Source organism: Paenibacillus lacisoli (genome assembly GCF_030580655.1).
GTDB classification, from domain to species: Bacteria; Bacillota; Bacilli; order Paenibacillales; family Paenibacillaceae; genus Paenibacillus; species Paenibacillus lacisoli.
The window spans coordinates 1-24,502 of record NZ_JAUQTB010000003.1 but is presented as its reverse complement, the minus strand read 5'-3'; the positions used below and the strand labels follow the sequence as shown (position 1 = coordinate 24,502).

23 protein-coding genes and 1 rRNA gene are annotated in these 24,502 nt (G+C 47.4%); 10 read left to right on the top strand and 14 right to left on the bottom strand.

Annotation, left to right across the window (positions count from 1 at the left end):
- On the bottom strand, window positions 1-927 hold the full coding sequence (locus tag Q5741_RS07050; protein WP_305023378.1) for a mechanosensitive ion channel family protein: 927 nt from the start codon (window positions 925-927) through the stop codon (window positions 1-3).
- Between the two features lie 222 nt (window positions 928-1,149).
- Here Q5741_RS07050 and yyaC point away from each other — a divergent pair, with 222 nt between their 5' ends.
- A complete protein-coding gene (gene yyaC / locus Q5741_RS07045) occupies window positions 1,150-1,755 on the top strand; it encodes a spore protease YyaC (protein WP_305023377.1) in 606 nt (201 codons plus the stop codon).
- On the opposite strand, the gene Q5741_RS07040 is transcribed toward yyaC, so the two are convergent.
- The 12 genes from Q5741_RS07040 to rpmH form a co-directional block, all read right to left on the bottom strand.
- The gene (locus Q5741_RS07040; RefSeq protein WP_305023376.1) at window positions 1,730-2,230 is read right to left on the bottom strand and encodes a DUF4446 family protein; all 501 of its coding nucleotides are present in this window, start codon (window positions 2,228-2,230) and stop codon (window positions 1,730-1,732) included. The two genes, yyaC and Q5741_RS07040, sit on opposite strands and share 26 nt — an antisense overlap.
- 210 nt (window positions 2,231-2,440) lie before the next feature.
- Window positions 2,441-3,283 (bottom strand): ParB/RepB/Spo0J family partition protein, encoded by an 843-nt coding sequence (locus Q5741_RS07035; RefSeq protein ID WP_305023375.1) that lies wholly within the window; start codon window positions 3,281-3,283, stop codon window positions 2,441-2,443.
- Window positions 3,276-4,037 (bottom strand): ParA family protein, encoded by a 762-nt coding sequence (locus Q5741_RS07030; protein ID WP_305023374.1) that lies wholly within the window; start codon window positions 4,035-4,037, stop codon window positions 3,276-3,278. The genes Q5741_RS07035 and Q5741_RS07030 overlap by 8 nt, the downstream gene beginning before the upstream one ends.
- 167 nt (window positions 4,038-4,204) lie before the next feature.
- Complete coding sequence (gene noc / locus Q5741_RS07025) at window positions 4,205-5,023, bottom strand: nucleoid occlusion protein (RefSeq protein ID WP_305023373.1); 819 nt, start codon at window positions 5,021-5,023, stop codon at window positions 4,205-4,207.
- Window positions 5,024-5,170: 147 nt separating this feature from the next.
- Window positions 5,171-5,338 (bottom strand): hypothetical protein, encoded by a 168-nt coding sequence (locus Q5741_RS07020; RefSeq protein ID WP_305023372.1) that lies wholly within the window; start codon window positions 5,336-5,338, stop codon window positions 5,171-5,173.
- Window positions 5,339-5,360: 22 nt separating this feature from the next.
- A complete protein-coding gene (gene rsmG / locus Q5741_RS07015) occupies window positions 5,361-6,089 on the bottom strand; it encodes a 16S rRNA (guanine(527)-N(7))-methyltransferase RsmG (protein ID WP_305023371.1) in 729 nt (242 codons plus the stop codon).
- 1 nt (window position 6,090) lies between these two features.
- Window positions 6,091-7,977 carry a tRNA uridine-5-carboxymethylaminomethyl(34) synthesis enzyme MnmG gene (gene mnmG, locus Q5741_RS07010; protein WP_305023370.1) on the bottom strand — a complete coding sequence of 629 codons (1,887 nt, stop codon included), beginning with the start codon at window positions 7,975-7,977 and terminating at the stop codon, window positions 6,091-6,093.
- A 72-nt stretch (window positions 7,978-8,049) separates the two neighbouring features.
- Window positions 8,050-9,426, bottom strand: a complete 1,377-nt coding sequence (mnmE, locus tag Q5741_RS07005) for a tRNA uridine-5-carboxymethylaminomethyl(34) synthesis GTPase MnmE (RefSeq protein ID WP_305023369.1) — start codon at window positions 9,424-9,426, stop codon at window positions 8,050-8,052.
- A gap of 87 nt (window positions 9,427-9,513) precedes the next feature.
- Window positions 9,514-10,284 (bottom strand): RNA-binding cell elongation regulator Jag/EloR, encoded by a 771-nt coding sequence (gene jag, locus Q5741_RS07000; RefSeq protein ID WP_305023368.1) that lies wholly within the window; start codon window positions 10,282-10,284, stop codon window positions 9,514-9,516.
- Complete coding sequence (locus Q5741_RS06995) at window positions 10,281-11,147, bottom strand: YidC/Oxa1 family membrane protein insertase (RefSeq protein WP_305023367.1); 867 nt, start codon at window positions 11,145-11,147, stop codon at window positions 10,281-10,283. Before Q5741_RS06995 ends, jag begins: the two co-directional genes overlap by 4 nt.
- A gap of 75 nt (window positions 11,148-11,222) precedes the next feature.
- Window positions 11,223-11,573: a ribonuclease P protein component gene (rnpA, locus tag Q5741_RS06990; protein ID WP_305023366.1), complete on the bottom strand. Its 351-nt coding sequence runs from the start codon at window positions 11,571-11,573 to the stop codon at window positions 11,223-11,225.
- Between the two features lie 206 nt (window positions 11,574-11,779).
- Window positions 11,780-11,914: a 50S ribosomal protein L34 gene (rpmH, locus tag Q5741_RS06985; RefSeq protein WP_019914530.1), complete on the bottom strand. Its 135-nt coding sequence runs from the start codon at window positions 11,912-11,914 to the stop codon at window positions 11,780-11,782.
- A gap of 802 nt (window positions 11,915-12,716) precedes the next feature.
- On the opposite strand from rpmH, the gene dnaA reads away from it, so the two are divergent.
- The 6 genes from dnaA (at window position 12,717) to gyrB (ending at window position 19,113) form a co-directional block, all read left to right on the top strand.
- Complete coding sequence (gene dnaA / locus Q5741_RS06980) at window positions 12,717-14,063, top strand: chromosomal replication initiator protein DnaA (RefSeq protein ID WP_305023365.1); 1,347 nt, start codon at window positions 12,717-12,719, stop codon at window positions 14,061-14,063.
- A 187-nt stretch (window positions 14,064-14,250) separates the two neighbouring features.
- On the top strand, window positions 14,251-15,393 hold the full coding sequence (dnaN, locus tag Q5741_RS06975) for a DNA polymerase III subunit beta (RefSeq protein WP_305023364.1): 1,143 nt from the start codon (window positions 14,251-14,253) through the stop codon (window positions 15,391-15,393).
- A 32-nt stretch (window positions 15,394-15,425) separates the two neighbouring features.
- Complete coding sequence (yaaA, locus tag Q5741_RS06970; protein WP_305023363.1) at window positions 15,426-15,644, top strand: S4 domain-containing protein YaaA; 219 nt, start codon at window positions 15,426-15,428, stop codon at window positions 15,642-15,644.
- Window positions 15,645-15,695: 51 nt separating this feature from the next.
- Complete coding sequence (gene recF, locus Q5741_RS06965; RefSeq protein ID WP_305023362.1) at window positions 15,696-16,808, top strand: DNA replication/repair protein RecF; 1,113 nt, start codon at window positions 15,696-15,698, stop codon at window positions 16,806-16,808.
- A gap of 18 nt (window positions 16,809-16,826) precedes the next feature.
- On the top strand, window positions 16,827-17,072 hold the full coding sequence (gene remB, locus Q5741_RS06960; RefSeq protein ID WP_305023361.1) for an extracellular matrix regulator RemB: 246 nt from the start codon (window positions 16,827-16,829) through the stop codon (window positions 17,070-17,072).
- Between the two features lie 130 nt (window positions 17,073-17,202).
- Entirely contained in the window at window positions 17,203-19,113 is a 1,911-nt protein-coding gene (gene gyrB / locus Q5741_RS06955; RefSeq protein ID WP_305023360.1) for a DNA topoisomerase (ATP-hydrolyzing) subunit B, read from the top strand.
- A 74-nt stretch (window positions 19,114-19,187) separates the two neighbouring features.
- Here the strand turns inward: gyrB and Q5741_RS06950 are convergent, their stop codons facing one another.
- Window positions 19,188-19,970 carry a YheC/YheD family protein gene (locus Q5741_RS06950; protein WP_305023359.1) on the bottom strand — a complete coding sequence of 261 codons (783 nt, stop codon included), beginning with the start codon at window positions 19,968-19,970 and terminating at the stop codon, window positions 19,188-19,190.
- Window positions 19,971-20,353: 383 nt separating this feature from the next.
- Between Q5741_RS06950 and gyrA the strand changes: the two genes are divergently transcribed.
- The 3 genes from gyrA to Q5741_RS06935 form a co-directional block, all read left to right on the top strand.
- Entirely contained in the window at window positions 20,354-22,924 is a 2,571-nt protein-coding gene (gyrA, locus tag Q5741_RS06945; protein ID WP_305023358.1) for a DNA gyrase subunit A, read from the top strand.
- Window positions 22,925-23,072: 148 nt separating this feature from the next.
- Window positions 23,073-24,137: an HD-GYP domain-containing protein gene (locus tag Q5741_RS06940; RefSeq protein WP_305023357.1), complete on the top strand. Its 1,065-nt coding sequence runs from the start codon at window positions 23,073-23,075 to the stop codon at window positions 24,135-24,137.
- A gap of 291 nt (window positions 24,138-24,428) precedes the next feature.
- Window positions 24,429-24,502 (top strand): 16S ribosomal RNA (locus tag Q5741_RS06935); the annotation flags it as partial.

Genomic DNA, 24,502 nt, shown 5'->3' with positions numbered 1-24,502 from the left:
TTAGTTCCCTCCGTCCTGTTCTTCGCGAGCCGCAGCATATTCTGCAGCCGCCTGCTTGGCCGCTTCATCCTGCTCCAGCGCCTTCTTCACCTCGGTCTGAATGTTACGCTCCACTTCAGCACGTGTATTCGGCAAGCACTCTACAACAATACGAACTACAAATTCAGCTGTTGTCATGGACTGTACGCCAAGCACCTCCGGATCTTCCTGTACATAATTATTCTGGACTTTCAGATCTGCCAATGCATGCTTCACAAGCTGTACAGCTTCATCCACATTGCGTTCGGCCTTCAAGGGAACATCCACGACAGCCAATGAGTTCGACATGGAGAAATTAGTCACCTGTGCAATCGTGCCATTCGGCAGAATGTGGACTTCCCCTTTCCAGCTCACCAGCCGGGTTGTTCGCAGGCCGATCAGTTGTACCGTTCCTTTGTAGGTCCCGGTCTGAATCACATCACCAACTGCAAACTGATCCTCAAAAATGATAAAGAACCCTGTAATAATATCCTTGACCAGACTTTGCGCGCCAAAACCGATAGCCAGCCCGATCACGCCCGCCCCTGCAATCAATGGCCCCAGCTGAATACCCAATTGGGACAGCACCAGCAGAATGAGAATGAAATTACAGACTACGGTGGTAACATTCTTTAGCAATTCAGCAATTGTGTTCATGCGCCGTGTATTCCCGCCTAGCCGGTGATGGACTTTATTTTCCAGTGAACGGTCAATAACCTTATAGACAATTTTGATGAAAATACGGGTTATAATCAGTACCACAGCAATCTTGATACAGATAAATAGAAAGTTCATCCACATCTCGCCATTCGTTAACCAGTCCCACATCTTGTCGGTAAATTTCTTAGCTTCATTAAATGTTTGTTTGGCTGAATCCCCGGCATCACTTGTCAAATATCCCCTGAACATAATCCTCCCCCTTGTCTATTCTAAGTTGTCACGATATACCTTTCGTTCATTACCACTTCGTGTGATTTCCAATCAAACCTGTTTAATTCAACGAAGTTTCTATTTCTATTAACCCGGAAGCCAAAATCTCAACATATAGATTCCCGCTCTGCCTGCGTATAAAAAGGGGCTGTCTTCCATATACTAGTTACTACTATCCCCTGCCTGAAAGGAAGATTCGATATGACTCATTCATCTCACTCTTCACCCTTGGAAGATCCGCCAAGTCTTAAAATACCATATACCGATCCGGGTATCCATTCGGCCATCATTCATCGTCTGCTGTTCCACCTTCATCAGGCCCGCAGTCTGCGGCATGTTGTTATCGTATGTATTGGCACTGACCGCTCAACAGGTGACTGTCTGGGACCACTCGTAGGAACGGCTCTGGCTAAGTATAACAGCCCGCTTTTCCATTTATACGGCACGCTCGATCAGCCTGTCCATGCCATGAATCTGCAGGACACACTGAATGAGATCCATGCCAAGTATCAGGACCCCTATGTCATTGGTATTGATGCTTGTCTGGGCCAGTCTGCAAGTGTAGGCTGTATTCAAGTTGCCGGTGGGCCTTTAAAGCCTGGAGCAGGTGTACATAAAGAACTACCGACGGTCGGTGATATCCATTTGACTGGAATCGTGAACGTCGGCGGTTTTATGGAATATTTTGTTCTACAGAACACACGTTTAAGTCTGGTTATGAGGTTATCGGATATTATTGCCAACAGCCTGTATTCTGCCATTAAGGAATGGCACTATCGTTCTATTTTGCCTGCAGCGCAAGAGTGATAGCTTCCTTCTCTTCATCTGACAGTGAATAGGGTGAACTGCCTGCTTCGAGCGGCTTGGCATACACATAGGAGCCGTCCCGATTGTAAATCCCGGTCAGGACAATTCCATCCTGTCCTTCATTCAGAATGGCAAGCGAGAAACTGAGTTCACCGCCCCTTTCGCCAAATGCATTGAATCGCTTGATACCGACCTTGCCTTTCGTATCCGAAAGCTTCTGGTTAACTGTCCTAAGCAGGGTCTGCTGTATACCTTGTTCATCTTCAATCTGGTCCAGCTGCATCTTCAGGTCAATCAATAACGTTTCCAAATTATCTACTCCACTACCTGCCATCATGACTTCGTACTTTCGCCGCATTTTTCGCAGCACTGATCCCTGGACCATCACGATCACCAGCAGTACAGCAACCAGCAATGCCAGTATACCTACTATAGCTGCCAGCTGCTCCGAGATCAGTTCATTCATTTCAGCCATAACCTGAATCTACTCCTCTTTCCGATAAATAGCGTATCCATGATGTTATTTTTAAATGCGTTCGCTTTCCATCAGCTTGCGTGACAACCTCTTTTCCTGTTCCAGCACGCATGGGTTACCTGATATCCTATTCCAGCGTTAAGCATTTATAGCTCGTCTAACTCTCTACGTAGTATTCAATTAATTCAGAGGAATGGATTCGCCAGCTAACTATTGAAGCAGCTCCAGGAGTCGTTCCAGATCCTGCTGACTGTAGTAATTCAGCTCGATCTTCCCCTTATCTTTATTATGTTTGATTTTCACTGTTGTTTTAAATCGTTCGCGCAGTGATTCTTCCATATGATCAATATAAGGATCACGCTTTTTAACTTTAGCTTTAGCCTTGTTCTCGCCTGTTCCGCGGTCCAGACTTTGAACCGCCTCCTCCAGCTCACGCACACTCCACTGCTGCTGAATGCACTGCTTGGCCAGCTGTTTCACTACATCTGCATCCTTCACACCAACAATAGCTCGGGCATGTCCCATTGAGAGTGTTCCACGTGAAACATGGTCCTTCACTTCATCAGGCAGCGACAGCAATCGGAGAAAGTTCGCGATATGAGAACGTGACTTTCCGACCTTCATCGACAGCTCTTCCTGGGTAAGTGAAAATTGCTCCATCAGGCCCTGATAAGCTACAGCCACTTCCATTGCATTCAAATTCTCACGCTGCAAATTCTCAATAAGTGCAATCTCGGACACCTGTTGATCTGTAAAGTTACGTACAACAGCAGGTATAGTTGTTTTGCCACAATATTGAGAAGCACGGAATCGGCGTTCACCTGCAATAATCTCATAACCTCGCAGGACACTGCGGACAATAATCGGCTGAATTACCCCATGCTGACGAATCGATTCAGCAAGCTCTCGAATGGATTCTTCATCGAACGTCTTGCGCGGTTGATACGGATTGGCACGCAGTTGTGCTAGAGGAACCTCTACAACCTTGTCATCATCCTGAATGGTTAGCGACGGAATCAGCGCATCAAGTCCTTTGCCGAGCCGCTTACTCATAAGAGATCACTTCCTTTGCCAAATCAATATAAACTTCTGCTCCCCGTGAACGCGGATCATACGTAATGATCGACTGCCCATGGGAAGGAGCCTCGCTTAGACGCACATTTCTTGGAATAATGGTCCGGTACACTTTACTCTGGAAGTACTTTTTCACCTCTTCGATGACCTGAATCCCAAGATTGGTCCGGGCATCGAACATCGTTAGAAGTACGCCTTCAATCTGAAGATGGGTATTTAAATGCTTCTGGACTAGCCGGACTGTATTGAGCAGCTGGCTTAATCCTTCCAAAGCGTAATACTCACATTGAATCGGGATGATGACGGAGTCCGAAGCGGTCAAGGAGTTCAACGTCAGAATGCCCAGAGACGGCGGACAATCGATCAAAATATAATCATATTTATGTTTCACCAGCTGCAGGGATTTTTTTAATCGCAGCTCTCTCGATATGGTAGGTACCAGCTCGATTTCTGCCCCTGCGAGCTGAATCGTTGCCGGTATGATGTCCAGTCCCTGTACCTGTGTACTTACGATTGCTTCATTTGGATCAACCTCGTTAATGAGCACATCATAGATACAGTTGGCTACATCTCCTTTACTGACACCTACACCACTGGTCGTATTCCCCTGGGGATCGATATCCACCAGCAGTACTTTCTTGCCGAGAGAGGCAAGCCCAGCGCCCAGATTGACGGAAGTCGTCGTTTTACCTACACCGCCTTTTTGATTCGCTACGGCAATAATTTTTGACACTTCGTTCACCTCATAATTAGTAGGAAGTCTCTTCTCGTAGGCCAGCTATTGCAGCATGGTTGAATCCTTAACCATAAGCTAACTCTGATTCTCAAGATTCAACATCAACATCAGCGGAGTCAAAATAACGAAAAAGCGGCAAGCTGCCGCCTTCCCGGAGTAAATCCTCATTTACGTTTAGGGATATGAATCACGATCTCATAATGATCTTCATGGTCAGCTTCCTTGGTTTTGATCTCCATACCAGAGCCGGTTACCATGTCAATCGATTGGCGGATTGTATTTAAGGCGAGACGTACATCTTTCGTGAAGGAAACCCGTTTTGTTTTTTTGATTTTGGCAGCTTCTTTATAAAAGGCAACCCGAGCTTCAGTTTGTTTGACATTGAGCTCTTTCGTTATGATTTCGTTCATGATCTTCAGCTGCAGCTCTTCGGAATCGAGCGATAACAGTGCGCGGGCATGCCGTTCAGACAGCTTGCGTTCCATCAAGGCAGATTTGATACTGTCAGGAAGCTGAAGCAGCCGGATTTTATTCGCGATGGTTGACTGACTTTTACCCAGTCGCTGAGCAAGACTCTCCTGCGTGAGCTGGTGCAAGTCAATCAGCTTTTGGTAAGCAACTGCTTCTTCAATAGATGTCAGACCTTCGCGCTGCAGATTCTCAATTAGAGCAATAGATGCAGCCTGGGAATCGTTAAAATCGCGGACAATGGCTGGAATCGTCTCCATGCCCAGCTTCTTAACCGCTCTCCATCGCCGCTCGCCGGCGATAATCTCATACTGGTTATTTCGATATCTTACAACGATGGGTTGAATAACCCCGTGGGTGCGGATCGTCTGGCACAACTCATCAATTTTGTCATCATCAAAGATAGTGCGGGGTTGATAGGGACTGCTTACAATCTCATTAATCGGAATTTGCTTGACTTCATCCCCGTTACTGCGCTCCGTTAGACCAAACAACTTTGAAAATTGTTCTTTCATTCCGTAGAATACCACCTAATTTCATAATAGCACCATAACATACAGTGCCTCATCGATAACACTCTGATATACAGGACAACCGTAGATTCGCAGCCCACTTCGATATCAAACGCTGTGTAATCTCTTTTATTCTCTTATTCTATTCTATCACTTTTTCTCTAATAATCCTATTGTAACCAGCACAAGAAAAGCTATATTCATGACCTGCAAAACCCAGCTCTCTCCACAGCCTGGAAGCATTATGTATTCGATTGAGCGGTCAGTATTTCCTGCCAAGGACAGCCACTGCTGAATAAAAAAAGGAGGATGTTTCACGTGAAACATCCTCCTCCAAACATCAACTTTTGACCAATGGCAGCTTCAATGGCGTCCCCGGCTTGCGCGGGTACTTTTTGGGGGTCGCCGCAGTTTTATCGATCAGAATAATATGCCGTGCCGATTCTTCAACAGGCAGCTGGAAGGCTTCTACCTTCCTCACCTTACCTTTAAGTTCCCGTAAACTAAATGCAGCTTCCTTCAGTTCCTCACCTGGGTCAATACCTTTCATAGCAGCGAAAATACCGCCTTCCTTTACAAAGGGAAGACAAAATTCATTCAGCACTGCCATTCGGGCAACCGCCCTGGCTGTTACGAGATCATAGCTGTCCCGGTGATCGGGCTGACGTCCAATTTCCTCGGCCCTGCCATGAATTAAGGATACTTCCTCCAAGCCAAGCGTATCTACGACATGCTGCAGGAAATGAATCCGTTTATTCAGGGAATCTACGATGGTCAGCTTGATATGCGGGAAGCAAATCTTCAAAGGAATTCCGGGAAATCCAGCTCCTGAGCCGATATCAGCCAGCCTGTCAATTTTGCTCATATCCTGGTAGAAGGCAAGAGATACCGAGTCATAAAAATGCTTGGTATATACCTGATCTCTTTCGGTAATCCCGGTAAGATTCATCTTCTCATTCCATGACACCAGCTCGCGAAAATATAATTCAAACTGATTCAGTTGAACCTCGTCCAGTTCAATATGGTGCTGCTGAAGCCGCTGAACGAATGCTGTTTGAATATCGTCCATATTACCCCCTTGCCGCCGTTACCCGGTTGTAATGCTCCAGGTAAACCAGCAGGATGGAAATGTCTGCAGGGGTAACACCTGAAATCCGGGAAGCCTGGCCGATAGAGATGGGACGGATCGCCGTCAGCTTTTGTTTCGCTTCTATCGCCAGTCCCTGAATTTCCTCATATATGATATCTTCAGGAAGCTTTTTCTTCTCCATTTTCTGCAATCGTTCTACATGGAGGAGCTGTTTCTCGATATAGCCGGCATATTTAATCTGTATTTCAACCTGCTCCTTCATATCTTCTGTCAGCTCAACGGGTGCCGGTGCAATACTTTCAACCTGGGCATAAGTAATCTCGGGACGACGCAGCATATTCAGCAGATTGCTTCCATCCTGGATCGGAGCGGACCCTGCTGCTTCAAGCATGGCATTCACTTCCGAAGGTTTTACTTTATAGGCACCTAGACGCTCAATCTCCTGCTCGACTTTGGCCTTTTTATCCAGGAATTTGTTGTAACGGTCATCTGAAATCAGACCAATCTCATGACCGATCGGAGTCAGACGCAGGTCTGCATTGTCGTGACGCAGGAGCAGGCGGTATTCCGCACGCGAAGTCAGCAGACGATAAGGTTCCAGTGTTCCTTTAGTTACCAGATCATCAATCAGGACGCCGATATAACCCTGGGATCGATCCAGCACAACCGGCTCTTTACCCTGTGCCTTGCGTGCAGCATTGATACCGGCCATAATTCCCTGCCCGGCAGCTTCTTCATATCCGGAGGTTCCGTTAATCTGACCCGCTGTGAACAGACCCGGCAGACGTTTGGTTTCAAGGGATGGCCATAATTGCGTTGGCACCATGGCATCGTATTCGATCGCATAGCCGTTGCGCATCATCTCGACATTCTCCATACCTGGGATGGAACGAAGAACAGCAAGCTGAACGTCTTCCGGAAGACTTGTCGACAGCCCCTGAACGTAATACTCTGCCGTATTCTTCCCTTCTGGCTCCAGGAAAATCTGATGCTTCGGTTTGTCACTGAAGCGTACAATTTTATCCTCAATCGATGGGCAGTAACGCGGTCCGGTTCCTTCAATGATTCCCGAAAACATCGGTGCACGGTGCAGATTGTCATTGATAATCTGGTGCGTTACTTCGGACGTATAGGTCAGCCAGCAAGGCAGCTGTTCATTGTCCGAGGATTCCGTCTCATAAGAGAAAAACTTCGGCTGCTCATCTCCAGGTTGAATTTCGGTCTTGGAGAAATTAATCGTATCCTTGTGAACACGCGGCGGTGTACCCGTCTTGAAGCGAACGAGCTCAAAACCAAGCTCACGCAGATTCTCCGATAATTTAATGGAAGGCTGCTGATTGTTCGGGCCGCTCTCATACATGAGCTCGCCCATAATAATTTTACCGCGCAGGTACGTGCCCGTTGTGATAACGACAGACTTGGCACGGTATTCGGTTCCAGTCTTCGTAATCACGCCTACACATTTACCGTCTTCGACGATCAGCTCTTCCACCATTCCCTGACGCATCGTCAGGTTAGGTTCCTTCTCCATGGTTTCCTTCATCGTCTGCTGATAAGAGAACTTATCCGCCTGTGCACGCAAAGCGTGAACGGCCGGTCCTTTGCCCGTGTTCAGCATACGCATTTGAATAAAGGTTTTATCAATGTTGCGTCCCATCTCACCGCCAAGCGCATCAATCTCACGGACGACATGTCCTTTGGCTGGTCCGCCAATAGACGGGTTGCAGGGCATGAACGCCACCATATCCAGGTTAATTGTAATCATCAACGTGCTGCACCCCATACGGGCTGCTGCCAGTGCAGATTCGACTCCGGCATGCCCTGCACCCACGACGATGACATCAAAGCTGCCGCCATTGTATCCCATTCTTAACTACCTCCTGTTGTTATCCATAATTCATTTATATCAACGATCGTAAAATCAAACTCGGTTGTGCTCTTATTTGCCAAGGCAAAATTGTGAGAAGATCTGGTCAATCAGGGCGTCATGTGCCGTATCTCCTACGATCTCACCCAGTTGCTCCCATGCGAGGCGTACATCGATCTGAATCATATCGATAGGCACCAGCATATCAGCAGCTTCATATGCATCCTGCAGAGACTGCTTCGCTTTCTTGAGCAGTGCAATATGCCGAACATTGCTGACATACGTTAGATCCCCCGACTCCAGCTTCCCGCTGAAAAATAACTTCGAGATGGCATTCTCCAGATCATTAACGCCTTGATCATCCTTTACTGACATTGGAACGATAAGGTCATCTGCAACATAACGGGATAATACCTCCCGGTCTACCTGCGAAGGTAAGTCCATTTTATTCATAATGACAATCAATTGTCTACCGCGGATTTGCTCCAGCAGTTCGATTTCATCCGGGTGAAGCGGCTCACTGGCATTCACAACGAGCAGGATCAGATCCGCTTCCGTAACTGCGTTGCGCGAACGCTCAACTCCGATTCGCTCTACGACATCCATCGTCTCACGAATTCCTGCTGTATCCAGCAGTTTAAGCGGGATATGATTCAGAGTAATATATTCTTCGATCACATCACGGGTTGTGCCTGGAATATCAGTAACAATAGCTTTATTGTCATGGGCCAGACTGTTCAGCAATGAAGACTTCCCTACGTTCGGACGGCCGACAATCGCTGTCGTAATCCCTTCACGCAGAATTTTCCCTTGCTCTGCAGTCCTCAGCAGAGAATCAATTTCGCTCATGACCAGACCTGTCTTATCCTTAATAAATTCGGCCGTCAGGGATTCAACATCATGCTCAGGGTAATCAATATTCACCTCGATATGAGCAAGTGCCTCCAGCAGCGTCTGACGCAGCAGACGGATTTTGCCGGACAGTGACCCCTCCACCTGCTTTAGAGCAATGGAGAAAGCCTTATTCGATTTGGAGCGAATCAAGTCAATGACAGCCTCCGCCTGACTGAGGTCAATACGCCCGTTGAGAAAAGCACGTTTGGTGAATTCCCCCGGCTCAGCCAGACGAATCTTCTGCTGGAGCAGTAAGTCCATGACCCGCTGTACAGAGACTACGCCGCCATGGGTGCTGATCTCAACCACATCCTCGGTTGTAAAGGAACGCGGGGCACGCATCAGCGTAACCAGGACCTCCTCCGCTTTCTCACCGCTGGCAGGATCTATAATGAAACCATAATGAACCGTATGTGTCGCTGCCTCGGTCAGTGGTGTTTTGCTTCTGAATAATTGTGCTACTTCGCTGATAGCTTCCGGGCCGCTCACCCGAATAACGGCGATACCGCCTTCACCAACAGCCGTAGATATCGCTGCGATTGTCTCGCTTAGCATGGGGATCCCCCTCTCTTAAACTGCTGCTCTATTTACGAAAAAAAGCAATGGCTCCTGCTGCATGAGCAAGAAGGCCATTGCGTTGCTTCATTTGCGGCTGATGACCACCCGTCTGTTGGGGTCCTCGCCTTTACTGTACGTTTTAATCTGTTTGTGATGCTGCAGCCTGGCATGAATGATCTTCCGCTCGGCGGCTGGCATCGGTTCAAGTATGCTCTCTTTGCCTGTTCGCAGAACTTGTCCGGCCAGCCGCTCGGCGAGATCCTCCAGTGTCTTTTGTCGCCGTGCACGGAAATTCTCTGCGTCCAGAATGATGCGGATGAACCCCGTAGAATATCGGTTAGCAACAATGTTCACCAAGTACTGCAGTGAATCCAGCGTCTGTCCTCTTCGTCCGATTAGCATGCCCAGTTCCGAGCCGATAATGTCGAACGTGCTGCCATCTTTGCCATGATGAATATTCACCTTAATGGTAAGGCCCATCTCCCGGGCAACATCGATCAGAAACTGAACAGCTTCCTCATAAGGATCTGGCCCCGTTTGCTGCTCCGCCATAGCAGGAATATCATCCGGATCGACGGATACAGGTTCAACGTGCTGCTCCTTTATCGAGGGAGCTGAGGCCACAGGAGCTGAAGCCGAAATTTGTTCCGAAGCCGTTATCATTTCTTCCTGACCTTGAAGCGGGAGCAGAGTTAACTCTACCTTGGCTTCCCTGGTCCGGAATAGCCCCAGGAATCCTTTTGAAGGTTGCTCCAACACGCTCACAGTCACGCGATCACGGCTTACTCCCAACTGGGATAGCCCTTGTTCCACAGCAATTTCAACGGTTTTTCCTGAAGCGACGACTTTGGTCATTTCGACTTTTTAGCCCCCTTTTTACCGGACTGATTGTTTCTTGCACCGGCGTTTTTCTTACCTTTGGATTCTACGGCAACCTGCTTAACGTTAGCGGCAGCAGCTTCACCTGTATTACGGTACAGAAGGAAGTTCTGTATGATTGTATAGATGTTACTGTAGAACCAGTACAGCGGAAGTGCTGATGGGAACTGGTATGACATGATGAAGATCAATACTGGATATATCAGCAGCATGAACTGCATCGGGCCCTGCTGCTGGGTCGGGTTCATCTTCATCATCATACGCGTCTGCAGGAATGTTGTAATTGCTGCAAGCGCAGGCAGGATGAACAAGTGATCCGGCTTGCCCAGCTGAAGCCATAAAAAATCATGCGCGCGAAGCGCCGAGTTATAGCTAATGGCGTTATAAAGTGCGATAAAAATCGGCATCTGAATGATCAGCGGAAGACAGCCCGCCATCGGATTAACCTTATTTTCCTGGAACAGCTTCATTGTTTCCTGCTGAACCTTTTCTGGTGTATCCTTATACTTCTTCTGAATCTCCTTCAGCTGCGGCTGAATGGCCTGCATGGCCTTAGAACTCTTCACCTGCTTCAGTGTTAATGGCAGAATAATGGTTCTGACGATAATCACCAACAGCAGGACGGCCAGTCCATATTCGCCGCCAAACCATTTTGCGAACTGATCGAGCGCACTGGCAAACCAATACACGACATTACGCTGCCAGAACGTTCCGTTTGCCAAGTCAGCCGTTGTATACGAGTTGTGCGCCGTTGGCGTACATCCCGACAGTAGGGCAACCAGTCCAATGACAGCTATTAGGAGAATCCATTTCCCCCGGCTAGTCTTCAATCGCGACACTTCATAACCCCTCTCTTAAACCTATCCTATGCACTGTAAATGATACCATATCCGGGAGGACAAAAGAAACTTGAGTTATCCCTTCGAAGACTTCAACAACGAAGCTTTGCGCAATACATGCAGCAGACTTTTCTCAAGCTCTTGATAGGACATGGACAGGGCACCTTTACGAACGATAAAAATCAGATCGATATGCTCAATAATTTCCGATTCATGATGGCGAACGATCTCCTTGACGAGGCGCCGCATCCGGTTGCGCACCACAGCGTTGCCCACCTTCTTGCTCACGGACACGCCCACACGGAACTGTTCTACTTCCCTGCGGCGAAACCAATACACCACGAATTGATAGTTGGCAAACGATTTCCCATGACGGTATACGCGGCTGAAGTCGACGCGGTTTCGTAAACGCAATCTTTTTTGCACGACGCTTCTCCTCGCTCGTATCCTTCCGGGCTGCTGCCGGAAGCATTACTTCTTTAGTAATTTAGTATAGTCAATGGCAACAGCCGCTAAACGAAAAAAATCTACATCTATATATGATGCTTTTTAGACTTCATTATGCTCTAAGAAATGCAGGGTTTTCCCCCTGCTATGAAAAAAAGACCACCGTAGTGGTCTTCGTGAACGCATTACGCACTCAATACTTTTCTGCCTTTCAAGCGACGAGCAGCCAGAACTTTGCGGCCGTTTTTCGTGCTCATTCTTTTGCGGAAACCATGAACCTTCTTACGCTTACTAACATTCGGTTTAAATGTCGGTCTCAATGTATTGCACCCCCTTACAGGAACTACATCCGTATAGAATAACCATTTCCATCTTCACAGAAAATGCCTTTGTACATTTAACCATAAACGATATGGAAAGTCAACTCCCGCTATCTACTCATCTTCTCCCTCTTTTTCGCAATTCAAACACCGCTGGATATAAACCGATCCTCATTCTGCAGCCGTCAGCTGATCTGTGGATACCATTTTATCCATAAGAGTTAGAAAGGAGCATCTGTGAGTTTTCCACAGGCTGCTCTAATCTTCACAGTGAATTTCATTCTTCTGCCACTTATACACAGCCCGTCATTTTGTGAATATTTATCCCCTGATCCGTCATAACCTGTGAATAACTGATTTCAGCCAAAAATAGAACTTGTCGAAAACTGAACATGTTATAAACAATATCTAGTATTGTGAATAGAAATTATACACAACAAGTTGAATTTGTGGATAAAAACCGCAGATACATTGAAATCAAGGGTTTCTTTTGCTATGATTATATTACTTTTGGTTGTGAATATGTGTTTATACCCTATATATTATCAACAGCCTGTGGATAAAGTTGTGAACAATTTTAGCTTATCCATTTTTTTATTTTTCGGGTTCTTTGGGATTTTGGGGATAAATTCTACACCGTTCACTTTCATTCGACATAATTACGATAAAAAAGAGCCGTCTTTCGACGGCCTTTCTGAAGCAGCCTGGCTGCATTTTTTGTTGTCGCTTTTTTCATTTCAGAAGAACAGCGAGATCTATATGGCTTCTGCCACATTTGTTAGATTTAAAGGAGTGACAGTCTGTGGATAGCCATACTTCCGAACTATGGCAGCAAATTCTATCCATCATACAAACCAAGCTGAGCAAACCAAGCTTTGATACCTGGTTTAAGGCCACCAAGGCTACGAAGCTGAATGATCACTCCATTGTGATTTCCGCACCAACCACGTTTGCGGTGGAATGGCTCGAGAGCCGCTACACCAAGCTGGTAGGATCAACCGTGTATGAATTGCTTGGCAAGCAGGTAGAAGTGAAGTTTGTGATTGAGGAGAACAAGCCGGCTGAGCCGGATATGCAGCAGCCGGCTGAACCGCGGCCGGTTGTTCAGGAGGAAGCTTTCTCTCATATGCTCAATCCGAAATATACGTTTGATACGTTTGTTATCGGACCGGGCAACCGTTTTGCCCATGCTGCTTCGCTGGCCGTCGCCGAAGCGCCGGCCAAGGCATACAATCCCCTGTTTTTATACGGCGGCGTTGGTCTGGGCAAAACTCATCTGATGCATGCGATCGGCCATTATGTACTGGAACACGATCCAAGCAGCAAGGTGGTTTATTTGTCGTCTGAGAAATTTACGAATGAATTCATCAACTCCATCCGTGATAACCGGGGCGAGAGCTTCCGGAACAAATATCGGAACGTTGATATTTTGCTGATCGATGATATTCAGTTTCTCGCCGGCAAGGAGTCAACGCAGGAAGAGTTTTTCCATACGTTTAACGCCCTGCATGAAGAGCGCAAGCAGATCATCATATCCAGTGACCGTCCTCCCAAAGAGATTCCGACACTGGAAGAGCGTCTGCGTTCCCGCTTCGAATGGGGCCTTATTACGGATATCCAGCCGCCGGATCTTGAGACACGGATTGCGATTCTGCGCAAAAAGGCACGGGCAGAGAACCTGGATATCCCAAATGAAGCAATGATGTATATTGCGAATCAGATTGACACCAATATTCGTGAGCTGGAAGGTGCCCTGATCCGGGTCGTAGCTTATTCGTCCCTAACCAATCAGGACGTCAACAGCCATCTTGCAGCCGAAGCACTCAAAGATATTATTCCTTCAAGCCGGCCTAAAATGATCACTATTCAGGATATCCAGCAGCGCGTCGGTGAATATTACAATTTGAGGCTGGAAGATTTCAAAGCACGCAAACGAACCAAGGCAGTGGCCTATCCGCGCCAGATTGCCATGTACCTGTCCCGGGAACTAACGGATTACTCCCTGCCTAAGATCGGTGAAGCATTCGGCGGACGAGACCATACCACGGTCATCCATGCGCATGAGAAGATCAGTCAGTCTCTCAAGGTGGACCAGGAACTGTTCAAAGTTATCAACACCCTGACAGAGAAAATCAAAAACCCAACCTGAACAAGTACAGAGCCTATACACAATCTATACACATGTGGATAGGCTTGATTTGTTGCCTGTTTCACCCACTTATCCACATATTCACGCTGCCTATTACTATTACTACTATTTTTTAAATAAATAATCACCTAAATAAACGGGCATACGCCCTATTTGAAAAAGGCCAATTCCCTGTAGGAGTGAAACTATGAAGATCAGCATTTTGAAGAGCTATTTGAACGAATCCATTCAGCATGTATCCAAAGCGATTTCCAGCCGGACAACGATTCCGATCCTGACAGGGATCAAGCTGGACGTAAATCATCAAGGTGTGACACTTACTGCAAGCGACACGGATATTTCGATTCAATCCTTTATTCCTATGGAAGATGACAATCACACCGTTGTAACCATCCACGAACCAGGCAGTGTTGTACTGCCAGCAAAGTTTTTTGTCGAGATTATCAAAAAGCTGCCTTCTCAGGAGATCCAGATGGAGGTCAAGGAAAATTTCCAGACCTTTATTGCGGCCGGTGCTACTGAAATTCAGATGGTCGGTCTTGATCCGGAGGAATTCCCGGTACTGCCGAACATTGAAGAGAACCAGACCATGTCCGTTCCGGGCGACTTGCTGAAGAATATGATCAAACAGACGGTATTCTCCATTTCTACTCATGAAACGACACCGATCCTGACAGGGGTTCTCTGGAACCTGAATGAAGAAGGCTTCAAATTTGTAGCAACGGACCGCCACCGCCTGGCAACACGAAGCGCTCAACTTGAGAATGAGGGTGATGTTCGTTTCAGCAATGTTGTCATTGCCGGTAAAACGCTCAATGAACTCAGCAAAATCATTCCGGACCAGAATACCCTTGTGGATATCGTCGTTGCCGACAATCAGGTTCTCTTCAAAATTGACCGTGTTCTGTTTTATACCCGTATTTTGGATGGCACCTATCCTGATACTTCTAGAATTATTCCGACAACCTACAAAACAGAACTGATCGTGGACACTAAAAAATTGAGCGAGTCGATCGACCGTGCCTATCTGCTCTCCCGTGAGGAGAAAACGAATATTGTTCGTCTTCAGACCATGGAGAACGGAGGGATTGAAATCTCCTCGAGTTCCTCTGAGCTTGGTAAAGTCCGTGAGGAGCTGGAAGTGTCTGATTTTAAGGGAGAGCCGCTCAAAATTTCGTTTAACTCAAAATATATGCTGGATGTTCTGAAGGTGCTCGACAGCGAGCAGTTGATGATTGCTTTTACCGGCATTATGAGCCCGATCATTCTGAAGCCGCTGGATGACAGCGATGCGCTGTACATCATCCTGCCTTACCGTACAACCAATTAATTAACAGCTAACTCGGAAAGGGAAGATGAGCCTTGAAGATCATCACCATCAACAGTGAATACATCAAGCTGGACCAGTTCCTTAAGCTGGCAGACTGTGTGCCGACAGGCGGCATGGCCAAAGCGCTGCTGCAGGAGGGCCAGGTTAAGGTGAACGGAGAAGAGGAAGACCGCCGGGGACGCAAGCTTTATCCCGGCTACAAAATCGAGGTGGAAGGCTGCGGTACCTTTGAGGTGGCTGCCAAGGCGTAGAGCAATTATGCTTTACGTCTTCTTTTTTACAGAGCAGGGAGGTCCAAGCACGTGTTTGTCAACCAAATTACTTTGCAGAATTACCGCAACTACGAGCAGCTGAAGCTGGGTTCCTTCGGACCGGTCAACCTGCTCATCGGACAAAATGCCCAAGGCAAGACTAACCTCGTTGAGGCTCTTTATGTATTGGCATTGACCAAAAGTCACCGTACAGCCCGGGACAAGGAACTAATTGCGTTTTCCGAGACCAGCGCTTATATCGGTGCTGAAGTGAGCCGCAAGTATGGGGACGTAAAGCTGGAGCTTATGTTATCCACACAGGGGAAAAAGGCAAAAATCAATGGCTTGGAACAGCGAAAGCTGAGTGATTTTGTCGGAACTTTGAACGTCGTCATGTTTGCTCCCGAGGATCTGGAAATTGTTAAGGGCACCCCGGGGATTCGCCGCCGTTTCCTCGATATGGAGATCGGACAGGTGGCGCCAGGCTACCTGTATCATCTGCAGCAGTATCAGAAGGTTCTTGTACAGCGCAACAACCTGCTAAAGCAGGCCTGGGGCAAAGAGGCATCTATTCAGGTTATGCTGGAGGTATGGAACGAGCAGCTGGCCGAGCATGGTGTTAAAATCGTTAAAAAACGGAAACAATTTATAAAAAAGCTGCAAAAATGGGCCTTGGAAATTCACCAAGGAATTACAGGCGGCAAGGAAGCCCTCCAATTGACCTATGTCCCCTCCTTCGGTGAAGCGGATGAAGAAGATGAAGCTGTCTTATTAGACCGATTTATGTTAAAGTTATCACAAGTACGTGAACAGGAAATTCGCCGTGGAATGACGCTTGCAGGCCCGCATCGGGATGATTTGGCCTTCAGTATTAACGGCAGGGAAGTTCAGACTTACGGCTCACAGGGTCAGCAGCGAACGACTGCATTGTCCCTGAAGCTGGCTGAGATTGAGCTGATTCACGAAGAAATTGGCGAGTACCCGGTACTGCTGCTGGATGATGTTCTCTCTGAATTGGATCCGTACAGGCAGACCCAACTGATCGAGACATTCCAGGACAAAGTCCAGACTTTTATAACTGCTACAGGTGTTGAGAGCCTGAATACCGGCCGGCTGAAGGAAGCCGGCATTTATCACGTCCACGCCGGTCAGGTGGAACCGTAAGGGAGTGAAGTCACCGCGATGTATATACATTTGGGAGGAGAGAAGGTCATTCGCTCTTCCGAACTGGTTGCTATATTTGATATCTCCATCGAAAAATCCTCCAAAATCTCCAAGCAGTATGTGACTCACGCCGAACAGCAGAAAAATGTCGAAATGATCGGTGAGGAAGAGGCTAAGTCGATCGTTGTAACGAAAAGCACCGTCTATTACTCACCCATTTCCTCCTCTACGCTCAAAAAGCGTGCCAACGTCTTTTTTGAATAATTAGGTTTATAATAAATTTGTTCAAGAGCATTCAAAATGCTTATATACATTCTTTGCTAAATAAATAATGACTCATCATTACCATAACGCAAAATCGTGGTTCTGAATCTTATAGAAGTAGGTGAAAGGCATGTCTATGAATCAACCAGCATATGATGCAAGCGAGATTCAGGTCCTTGAGGGCCTCGAAGCTGTGCGCAAACGCCCGGGGATGTATATTGGTTCTACCAGTGTGAAGGGTCTCCATCATTTGGTGTGGGAAGTAGTGGACAACAGTATTGACGAAGCCCTTGCGGGATATTGCGATCATATTGAGGTTTTTGTCCATGAGGATAACAGCATTACGGTTATCGATAACGGACGCGGCATTCCGGTCAGTGAACATGCCAAGATGAAGAAGTCGGCGCTTGAAGTTGTTATGACTGTTCTGCATGCCGGCGGTAAATTCGGCGGCGGCGGATACAAGGTATCCGGCGGTCTGCACGGTGTAGGTGTATCTGTCGTCAATGCCCTGTCGAAAAAGGTCGTGGTGACCGTCTCCCGTGACGGGCATGTCTATCAACAGGAATATCACCGAGGGGCACCACAATACGATGTGAAAATTATCGGAGATACCGAGCAGACAGGAACAAAGACTACCTTCTACCCGGATCCAGAGATTTTTACAGAGACTACGGTATTTGATTATGAGACGCTCCTGACCCGGATTCGCGAGTTGGCGTTCCTGAACAAGAGTATTGCCATCAGCCTGACCGATGAACGTACGGGTGACAGTGCTTCTTTTAAATACGAGGGTGGTATCAAAGAATATGTCCAATTCCTTAATCAGAAGAGGGAAGTTATTCATGAGAATCCGATCTACGTAGAGGGTGCTAAGGAAGCCATCCAGGTCGAGGTAGCTCTGCAGTATAACGAGAGTTATTCGGAGAATATTTATTCTTTTGCCAATAATATTAATACACATGAAGGCGGTACTCACGAATCTGGATTCAAGAGTGCGCTGACACGGATTATTAATGACTATGCCCGCAAGACAGGCATGATCAAAGATAACAACTCTAACCTGTCCGGAGATGATGTACGTGAAGGATTGACGGCGATCATCTCGGTCAAAATTCCTGAGCCTCAGTTTGAAGGACAGACGAAAACCAAGCTGGGTAACAGTGAGGTTCGCGGCGTGGTCGAATCGCTCTTTGCCGAGAAGCTGCAGGAATTCCTGGAAGAGAACCCATCTGTTGCGAAGAAGATCCTTGAGAAAGGTCTCCAGGCAGCCCGGGCAAGGGAAGCAGCCCGCAAAGCGCGGGAACTGACACGCCGTAAGAGTGCGCTTGAGATCAGCTCCCTGCCAGGCAAGCTGGCGGACTGTTCTTCCAAAGATGCTTCCATCAGTGAACTGTATATTGTCGAAGGAGACTCAGCAGGCGGATCGGCCAAACAGGGCCGTGATCGTCACTTCCAGGCTATCCTGCCAATTCGGGGGAAAATTCTGAACGTAGAGAAAGCACGTCTGGACCGTATCCTCTCCAGTGATGAAATTCGTGCTATGGTCACCGCGCTGGGTACAGGGATTGGCGACGATTTCGATATCAGTAAGGCTCGTTACCACAAGGTTATCATCATGACGGATGCTGACGTTGACGGTGCGCATATCCGCACCCTGCTCTTGACCTTCTTCTACCGCTACATGCGTCAGATCATCGATGCAGGTTACGTATATATCGCACAGCCGCCGCTCTTCAAAATCGAGCGCAATAAGGTAGTACGGTATGCGAATTCCGAACAGGAGCGGGATGAGATAATTAGCGAATTCGGTGAGAATGCCAAATATAATGTTCAGCGCTATAAAGGTCTCGGCGAGATGAATGCCGGACAGCTGTGGGAAACAACGATGGATCCGGAGAGCCGTACCATGCTGCAGGTATCTATTGGGGATGCCATGCTGGCCGACAACCTGTTTGCGACACTGATGGGAGACGATGTCGAGCCTCGTCGCGATTTTATTCAGGAACATGCCAAGTACGTCAAAAATCTGGATTTCTAAGCCGGAACCTTCGGTACAAAGAGGCTGCCTCAATCAATTTTGATGGGGCGCCTTTTTTTATTGCAGCCTTAACGTTAGCGCTTGGCTTTGGAAAAGCGTCCGTAGGCAGCCGCATAGCGCTGGATACGCTGATAAATGCGCTTATCCGGCAGCCAGTTAAAGCCGAAGATTCCCGGCAGCGTGTTGACCTCCAGGATCCAGGTCTGATAGTGCTCGTCAATAGCGATATCCAGGCCAATTTCCTTCAGCCGTGGATAAGCCTTTTGCAGCTGACGGGCCGTATCCCTGCCCAGTTCATTAAGCCACAGCTCCATACGCCCGTTTTCCCAGTCAGTCATGTAGGATTTAAGCAGAGTACGCAGTGTCTGGACCTGTCCGCCGCCATGATAGTTAGTTATGATTTTGCCTGCAGCAGCTACCCGGCCAATGATGCCGGTCGTTTCCCAGTGCCTTTGGGGACTGAATTGAGTTAATACCCGAAGATCAAAGGGACGGCCTTGATATTGGAGCATGGAGATTCCCTGCTGGGCGATAAATGTCCTGTTTTTGATCTTGGACGTAATGGCCGTATGGACTTCATCCAGACTGCTACATGACTTGGAAGTGAGTCCGTGTCTAAGGATGTAGATCCCTGTCGTATCCGGAGTATCACCGTCTCGGCTGACATTCATGACGCCATTGCCGTACGTACCGCGGTCTGGCTTAATATATACTGTTTTGTGCAGCAGCAGCAGTTCTTCCAAAGCCTGCCTCGAATAGAGTTGGGTTGCCGGAATGAACATGGACAGCCGCTTGTTGGCCATCATAACCTGGGTCTTGGCCCATTTACTCGATACCCGCTGGATCGGCAAAATCATCATCCTTTCTGGTAAGGTATGAGGCGATGAAAACTGTAGGACAAGCGTGAAAAACAATGGTATAATAGAGGAATATGGGGTTTTCCCGGATTTTTGTTTTTCAGACTGAAATCCGACCTTACACTTTTTATTGTATGTGGGGGAGAACCTATGAGGCAGGGGCATTTCCCCATTTTTGCTGAACGAGGACCAGCAGGCCGGACATTAACGTTTAATTGTGCTCCATTTGTGAAAGTAATATAATTAAAATAACGTTTTTGAACGGTTTATTGCTTGTTATCCTTTTCACATATCGCAAGCAGGGAACGTTTTTGTAAGGACGAGCATTGTGCATGGATTCGGATGAAGAATGCAGAGTGCCGAGGACAAGAAGGAGGTCCAGCATGGCGGAACAAAATAACTCGCAAATTATAAATCGGGATATAGGAACGGAGATGCGTGAGTCCTTCATGGATTACGCAATGAGCATTATCGTCAGCCGTGCGCTGCCAGATGTGCGTGACGGATTGAAGCCCGTACACCGCCGTATCCTGTACGCGATGTCAGAGCTTGGTATGGCTCCGGACAAGCCGTACAAGAAGTCAGCGAGGATTGTCGGCGAAGTAATCGGTAAGTATCACCCGCACGGCGATTCTGCGGTATATGAGACAATGGTACGGATGGCACAGGATTTCTCCATGCGTTATATGCTCGTAGACGGACACGGGAACTTTGGTTCCATTGATGGTGACATGGCGGCAGCTATGCGTTATACCGAGGCGCGCCTCTCGAAGATCTCTATGGAAATGCTTCGTGATATTAATAAAGAGACAGTTGACTTCATGCCGAACTATGACGGCGAAGAGCATGAGCCTGTCGTGCTGCCTGCCCGATTCCCGAATCTGCTGGTTAATGGCGTAGGCGGGATTGCAGTCGGTATGGCTACCAATATTCCCCCACATAACCTTACAGAGGTTATCAATGGGGTTCAGGCACTGATCGAGAACCCGGAGATTACTTCCCTGGAACTCATGGATTATATCAGCGGGCCTGACTTCCCTACGGCAGGTTATATTTTGGGTCGGTCCGGCATTCGCCAAGCGTATCAGACAGGCCGTGGATCCGTGACGATGCGTGCCAAAACAACCATTGAAGAGAACAACAACAAGGCAAGGATCATTGTGCATGAGCTTCCTTATCAGGTTAACAAGGCACGCCTGGTAGAGAAGATTGCAGAACTTGTACGTGATAAGCGGATCGAGGGAATTACAGACCTGCGCGACGAATCAGACCGTAACGGTATGCGGATCGTCATTGAACTACGCCGTGATGTAAATCCAAATGTCGTACAGAACAACCTGTTTAAGCACACAGCTATGCAATCTACATTTGGCATCAACATGCTGGCTATTGTAAATAACGAACCGAAGATTCTGAATCTGCGTGATGTGCTGTATCATTATTTGCAGCATCAGATCGTCGTTATTCGTCGCCGTACGGAGTATGACCTCAAAAAGGCAGAAGCCAGAGCCCATATTCTCGAAGGTCTGCGGATTGCGCTTGATCATTTGGATGAAGTGATTGCACTTATTCGTGCTTCCGCGACAACCGAGATTGCCCGCGACGGACTGATCCAGCGCTTTGAGCTCAGCTATGAACAGGCGCAGGCTATCCTAGACATGCGTCTCCAGCGTCTGACCGGTTTGGAGCGGGAGAAGATTGAGAACGAGTATAACGAACTGATGCAGAAGATTGCAGAGTACAAAGAGATTCTGGCCAACGAGCATCTAGTACTAAACATCATCAGCGAAGAGCTGAATGATATCAAAGCCCGTTATGGAGACGAACGCCGTACGGAAATTACGGTAGGGGAAGAGAGCATTCTTGACGAAGACCTGATTCCACGTGAGGAAGTAATTATTACTGTTACTCATACGGGGTATATCAAGCGTCTGCCTGTAACCACCTACCGCAGCCAGAAGCGAGGCGGACGCGGGGTTGTCGGAATGGATACGAAGGATGAAGATTTTGTCGAGCATCTCTTCGTTACCAACTCTCACAATCATCTCCTGTTCTTTACGGACAAGGGGAAGGTATACCGGATTAAAGCTTACGAAATTCCTGACCTCAGCCGTACGGCAAGAGGGACACCTGTAATCAACCTGATTCAGATTGAGCAGGGAGAATCGGTGAATGCCGTTATTTCTGTTGAGGAGTTCAAGGATGACCAGTTCCTGTTCTTCGCTACCCGTCAGGGCATTGTGAAGAAGACACCTCTGGGTGATTATATGAACATCCGTAAGGGTGGACTGATTGCCATTAATCTGCGTGAGGACGATGCCCTGATTGAAGCCAAGCTCACGGACGGACAGCAGGAGATGATTCTGGGTACCGCGAATGGAATGTCGATCCGTTTCCCTGAGGGTGACGTTCGTTCTATGGGACGCAGTGCAACAGGTGTAAAAGGCATAACTCTGGACGACAGTGATGTAGTCATTGGTATGGATATCGTGGATAAGGAACTGGACGTCTTGATCGTAACCGCGAAGGGATACGGCAAGCGTACGCCTACAAGCGATTATCGTGTACAGAGCCGTGGTGGTAAAGGGATCAAGACGATTAATGTCACAGACAAGAATGGACCGGTTGCCGGGCTGAAGGTCGTTAAGGATGAAGAGGACCTTATGATCATTACGGCAAGCGGAACACTGATCCGTACCAGCATGGAAGGCATTTCGACTATGGGCCGGAATACGCAGGGTGTAAGATTAATTAATATCCGCGAAGATGATTCGGTAGCGACCGTAGCACGTGCAGATAAGACGGAAGATCAGGAAGATCTCATTGAAGAGATGATCGAAGGCGAAGTTGACGTTGCTGGTGATTCTGGCGACATCGTACTGCAAAGTCCGAGCGACGAAGTGTTCGAGGTGGAGCAGGAAGACCCAACCGGAGATAGCGGTTCCGAAGAATAAGCATAGATGATCAGGAGACCTTCTTCAGAAGGTCTCTTTTTTTATTCGATTTTTCGATTTAAGGTGGAAAAAGATGTACAGTCAGTGTAGGCTCACCTTATAATAAAATTTGAATACTTATTTTGTGTAGTGATGGAGAGATCTGAGGATGGATAACATTTCGATACTGCAGTTGAAACCCGGCTATAAGCTGGCAAAAGATGTACATACAGAGTTAGGCGGTTTGGTTCTGGCGAAAGGTACGGTGCTGCTTCCGAGGGATCTGGAAGTACTGCGCGCTTTTCTGATTCAGCATGTTGAGATTGAGAGTGAAGCGGGAGAAGGAAAAGGAACTGTGAAGAAAGAGACGGTGACTAATTCTGCAGCCGCTGCTTCTTCCTTTGAACAGGATTACGACAAAATGATCGCCCTGACAAAGGCAGCCTTTCAATCATCTGTTGCTGCAGGTGTTCCAATTCTGGAGCTGCGTACCCAACTGGAGACACTTTTTAAGCACTTGAACAAATACAACATTTTAACTTTTCAGCCTTATGGGATGAAAGAGGACGATTACAGATATCATAATGCGGTAACGGTATCCCTTACTTCTTATTTGCTGGCCCAATGGTCAGGCCTCCCACAGAAGGACTGGATGCAGGTGGCTCTGGCAGGACTTCTTCATGATATCGGTAACGTTAAGGTGGATCCTCTTCTGCTTCATAAACCTGCACCGTTAACTCAGGAGGAACAGGAAGAGATTAGGCAGCATACGACCTACGGTTATCAGCTATTGAAGAATGCAAAGGCTATAAATGAGGGTGTACGCTTAACAGCACTGCAGCATCATGAGAAGGTCGATGGTTCAGGGTATCCGCTAGGCCTGGATGGTACACAGATTCATACTTATGCCAAAGTCGTATCTGTAGCTGATATTTTCCATGCTATGACTCTGGAGAAGGCTTACCGCAGGGCACAATCTCCTTACATTGTATTAGAGCAGCTGCACACCGAGGCTTTCGGTAAACTGGATCCAACGACTGTGCAAATTTTTATCAACAAAGTAACCCAGCTTAGTAACGGGACAAAAGTACGTTTAAGTAATGAAGAAATCGGTGAGATTGTGTTTGTGGATCGTGATCACCCTACGAGACCGTGGATTAACGTTAAAGGGCAGATTGTAAATCTGACACAGCAGCGAAATCTGCACATTAAAGAGATTATTACTTCATCGTAATTAAAGGGTTGCAATCTATAACAGATATATGGTATATTCTTATAAGTCACTTTTCATGAATATATTATTTTATCGAAGTGATAAAATGATTCTTGAAAAAAAGACTTGCAAGTATGAAAGAGATATGTTATATTATAAAAGTTGCTGATGCGAGATGCTGAAGCGGCGAACGAAATGCTTGATCTTTGAAAACTGAACAACGAGTGAGTATCGCTGTTACGAAAGTAACGGCAAACAATGAGATTTATATCTCGTCAGATTCAAAATGAGCTTATCGCTCTTTTCAATACTTTATTGGAGAGTTTGATCCTGGCTCAGGACGAACGCTGGCGGCGTGCCTAATACATGCAAGTCGAGCGGGGTTT

Coding starts and splice junctions, on each gene's coding strand:
- Q5741_RS07050 (WP_305023378.1), bottom strand. CDS start 927: ATGTTCAGGGGATATTTGACAAGTGATGCCGGGGATTCAGCCAAACAA.
- yyaC (WP_305023377.1), top strand. CDS start 1,150: ATGACTCATTCATCTCACTCTTCACCCTTGGAAGATCCGCCAAGTCTT.
- Q5741_RS07040 (WP_305023376.1), bottom strand. CDS start 2,230: ATGGCTGAAATGAATGAACTGATCTCGGAGCAGCTGGCAGCTATAGTA.
- Q5741_RS07035 (WP_305023375.1), bottom strand. CDS start 3,283: ATGAGTAAGCGGCTCGGCAAAGGACTTGATGCGCTGATTCCGTCGCTA.
- noc (WP_305023373.1), bottom strand. CDS start 5,023: ATGAAAGAACAATTTTCAAAGTTGTTTGGTCTAACGGAGCGCAGTAAC.
- rsmG (WP_305023371.1), bottom strand. CDS start 6,089: ATGGACGATATTCAAACAGCATTCGTTCAGCGGCTTCAGCAGCACCAT.
- mnmG (WP_305023370.1), bottom strand. CDS start 7,977: ATGGGATACAATGGCGGCAGCTTTGATGTCATCGTCGTGGGTGCAGGG.
- mnmE (WP_305023369.1), bottom strand. CDS start 9,426: ATGCTAAGCGAGACAATCGCAGCGATATCTACGGCTGTTGGTGAAGGC.
- jag (WP_305023368.1), bottom strand. CDS start 10,284: ATGACCAAAGTCGTCGCTTCAGGAAAAACCGTTGAAATTGCTGTGGAA.
- dnaN (WP_305023364.1), top strand. CDS start 14,251: ATGAAGATCAGCATTTTGAAGAGCTATTTGAACGAATCCATTCAGCAT.
- remB (WP_305023361.1), top strand. CDS start 16,827: ATGTATATACATTTGGGAGGAGAGAAGGTCATTCGCTCTTCCGAACTG.
- gyrB (WP_305023360.1), top strand. CDS start 17,203: ATGTCTATGAATCAACCAGCATATGATGCAAGCGAGATTCAGGTCCTT.
- Q5741_RS06950 (WP_305023359.1), bottom strand. CDS start 19,970: ATGATTTTGCCGATCCAGCGGGTATCGAGTAAATGGGCCAAGACCCAG.
- gyrA (WP_305023358.1), top strand. CDS start 20,354: ATGGCGGAACAAAATAACTCGCAAATTATAAATCGGGATATAGGAACG.
- Q5741_RS06940 (WP_305023357.1), top strand. CDS start 23,073: ATGGATAACATTTCGATACTGCAGTTGAAACCCGGCTATAAGCTGGCA.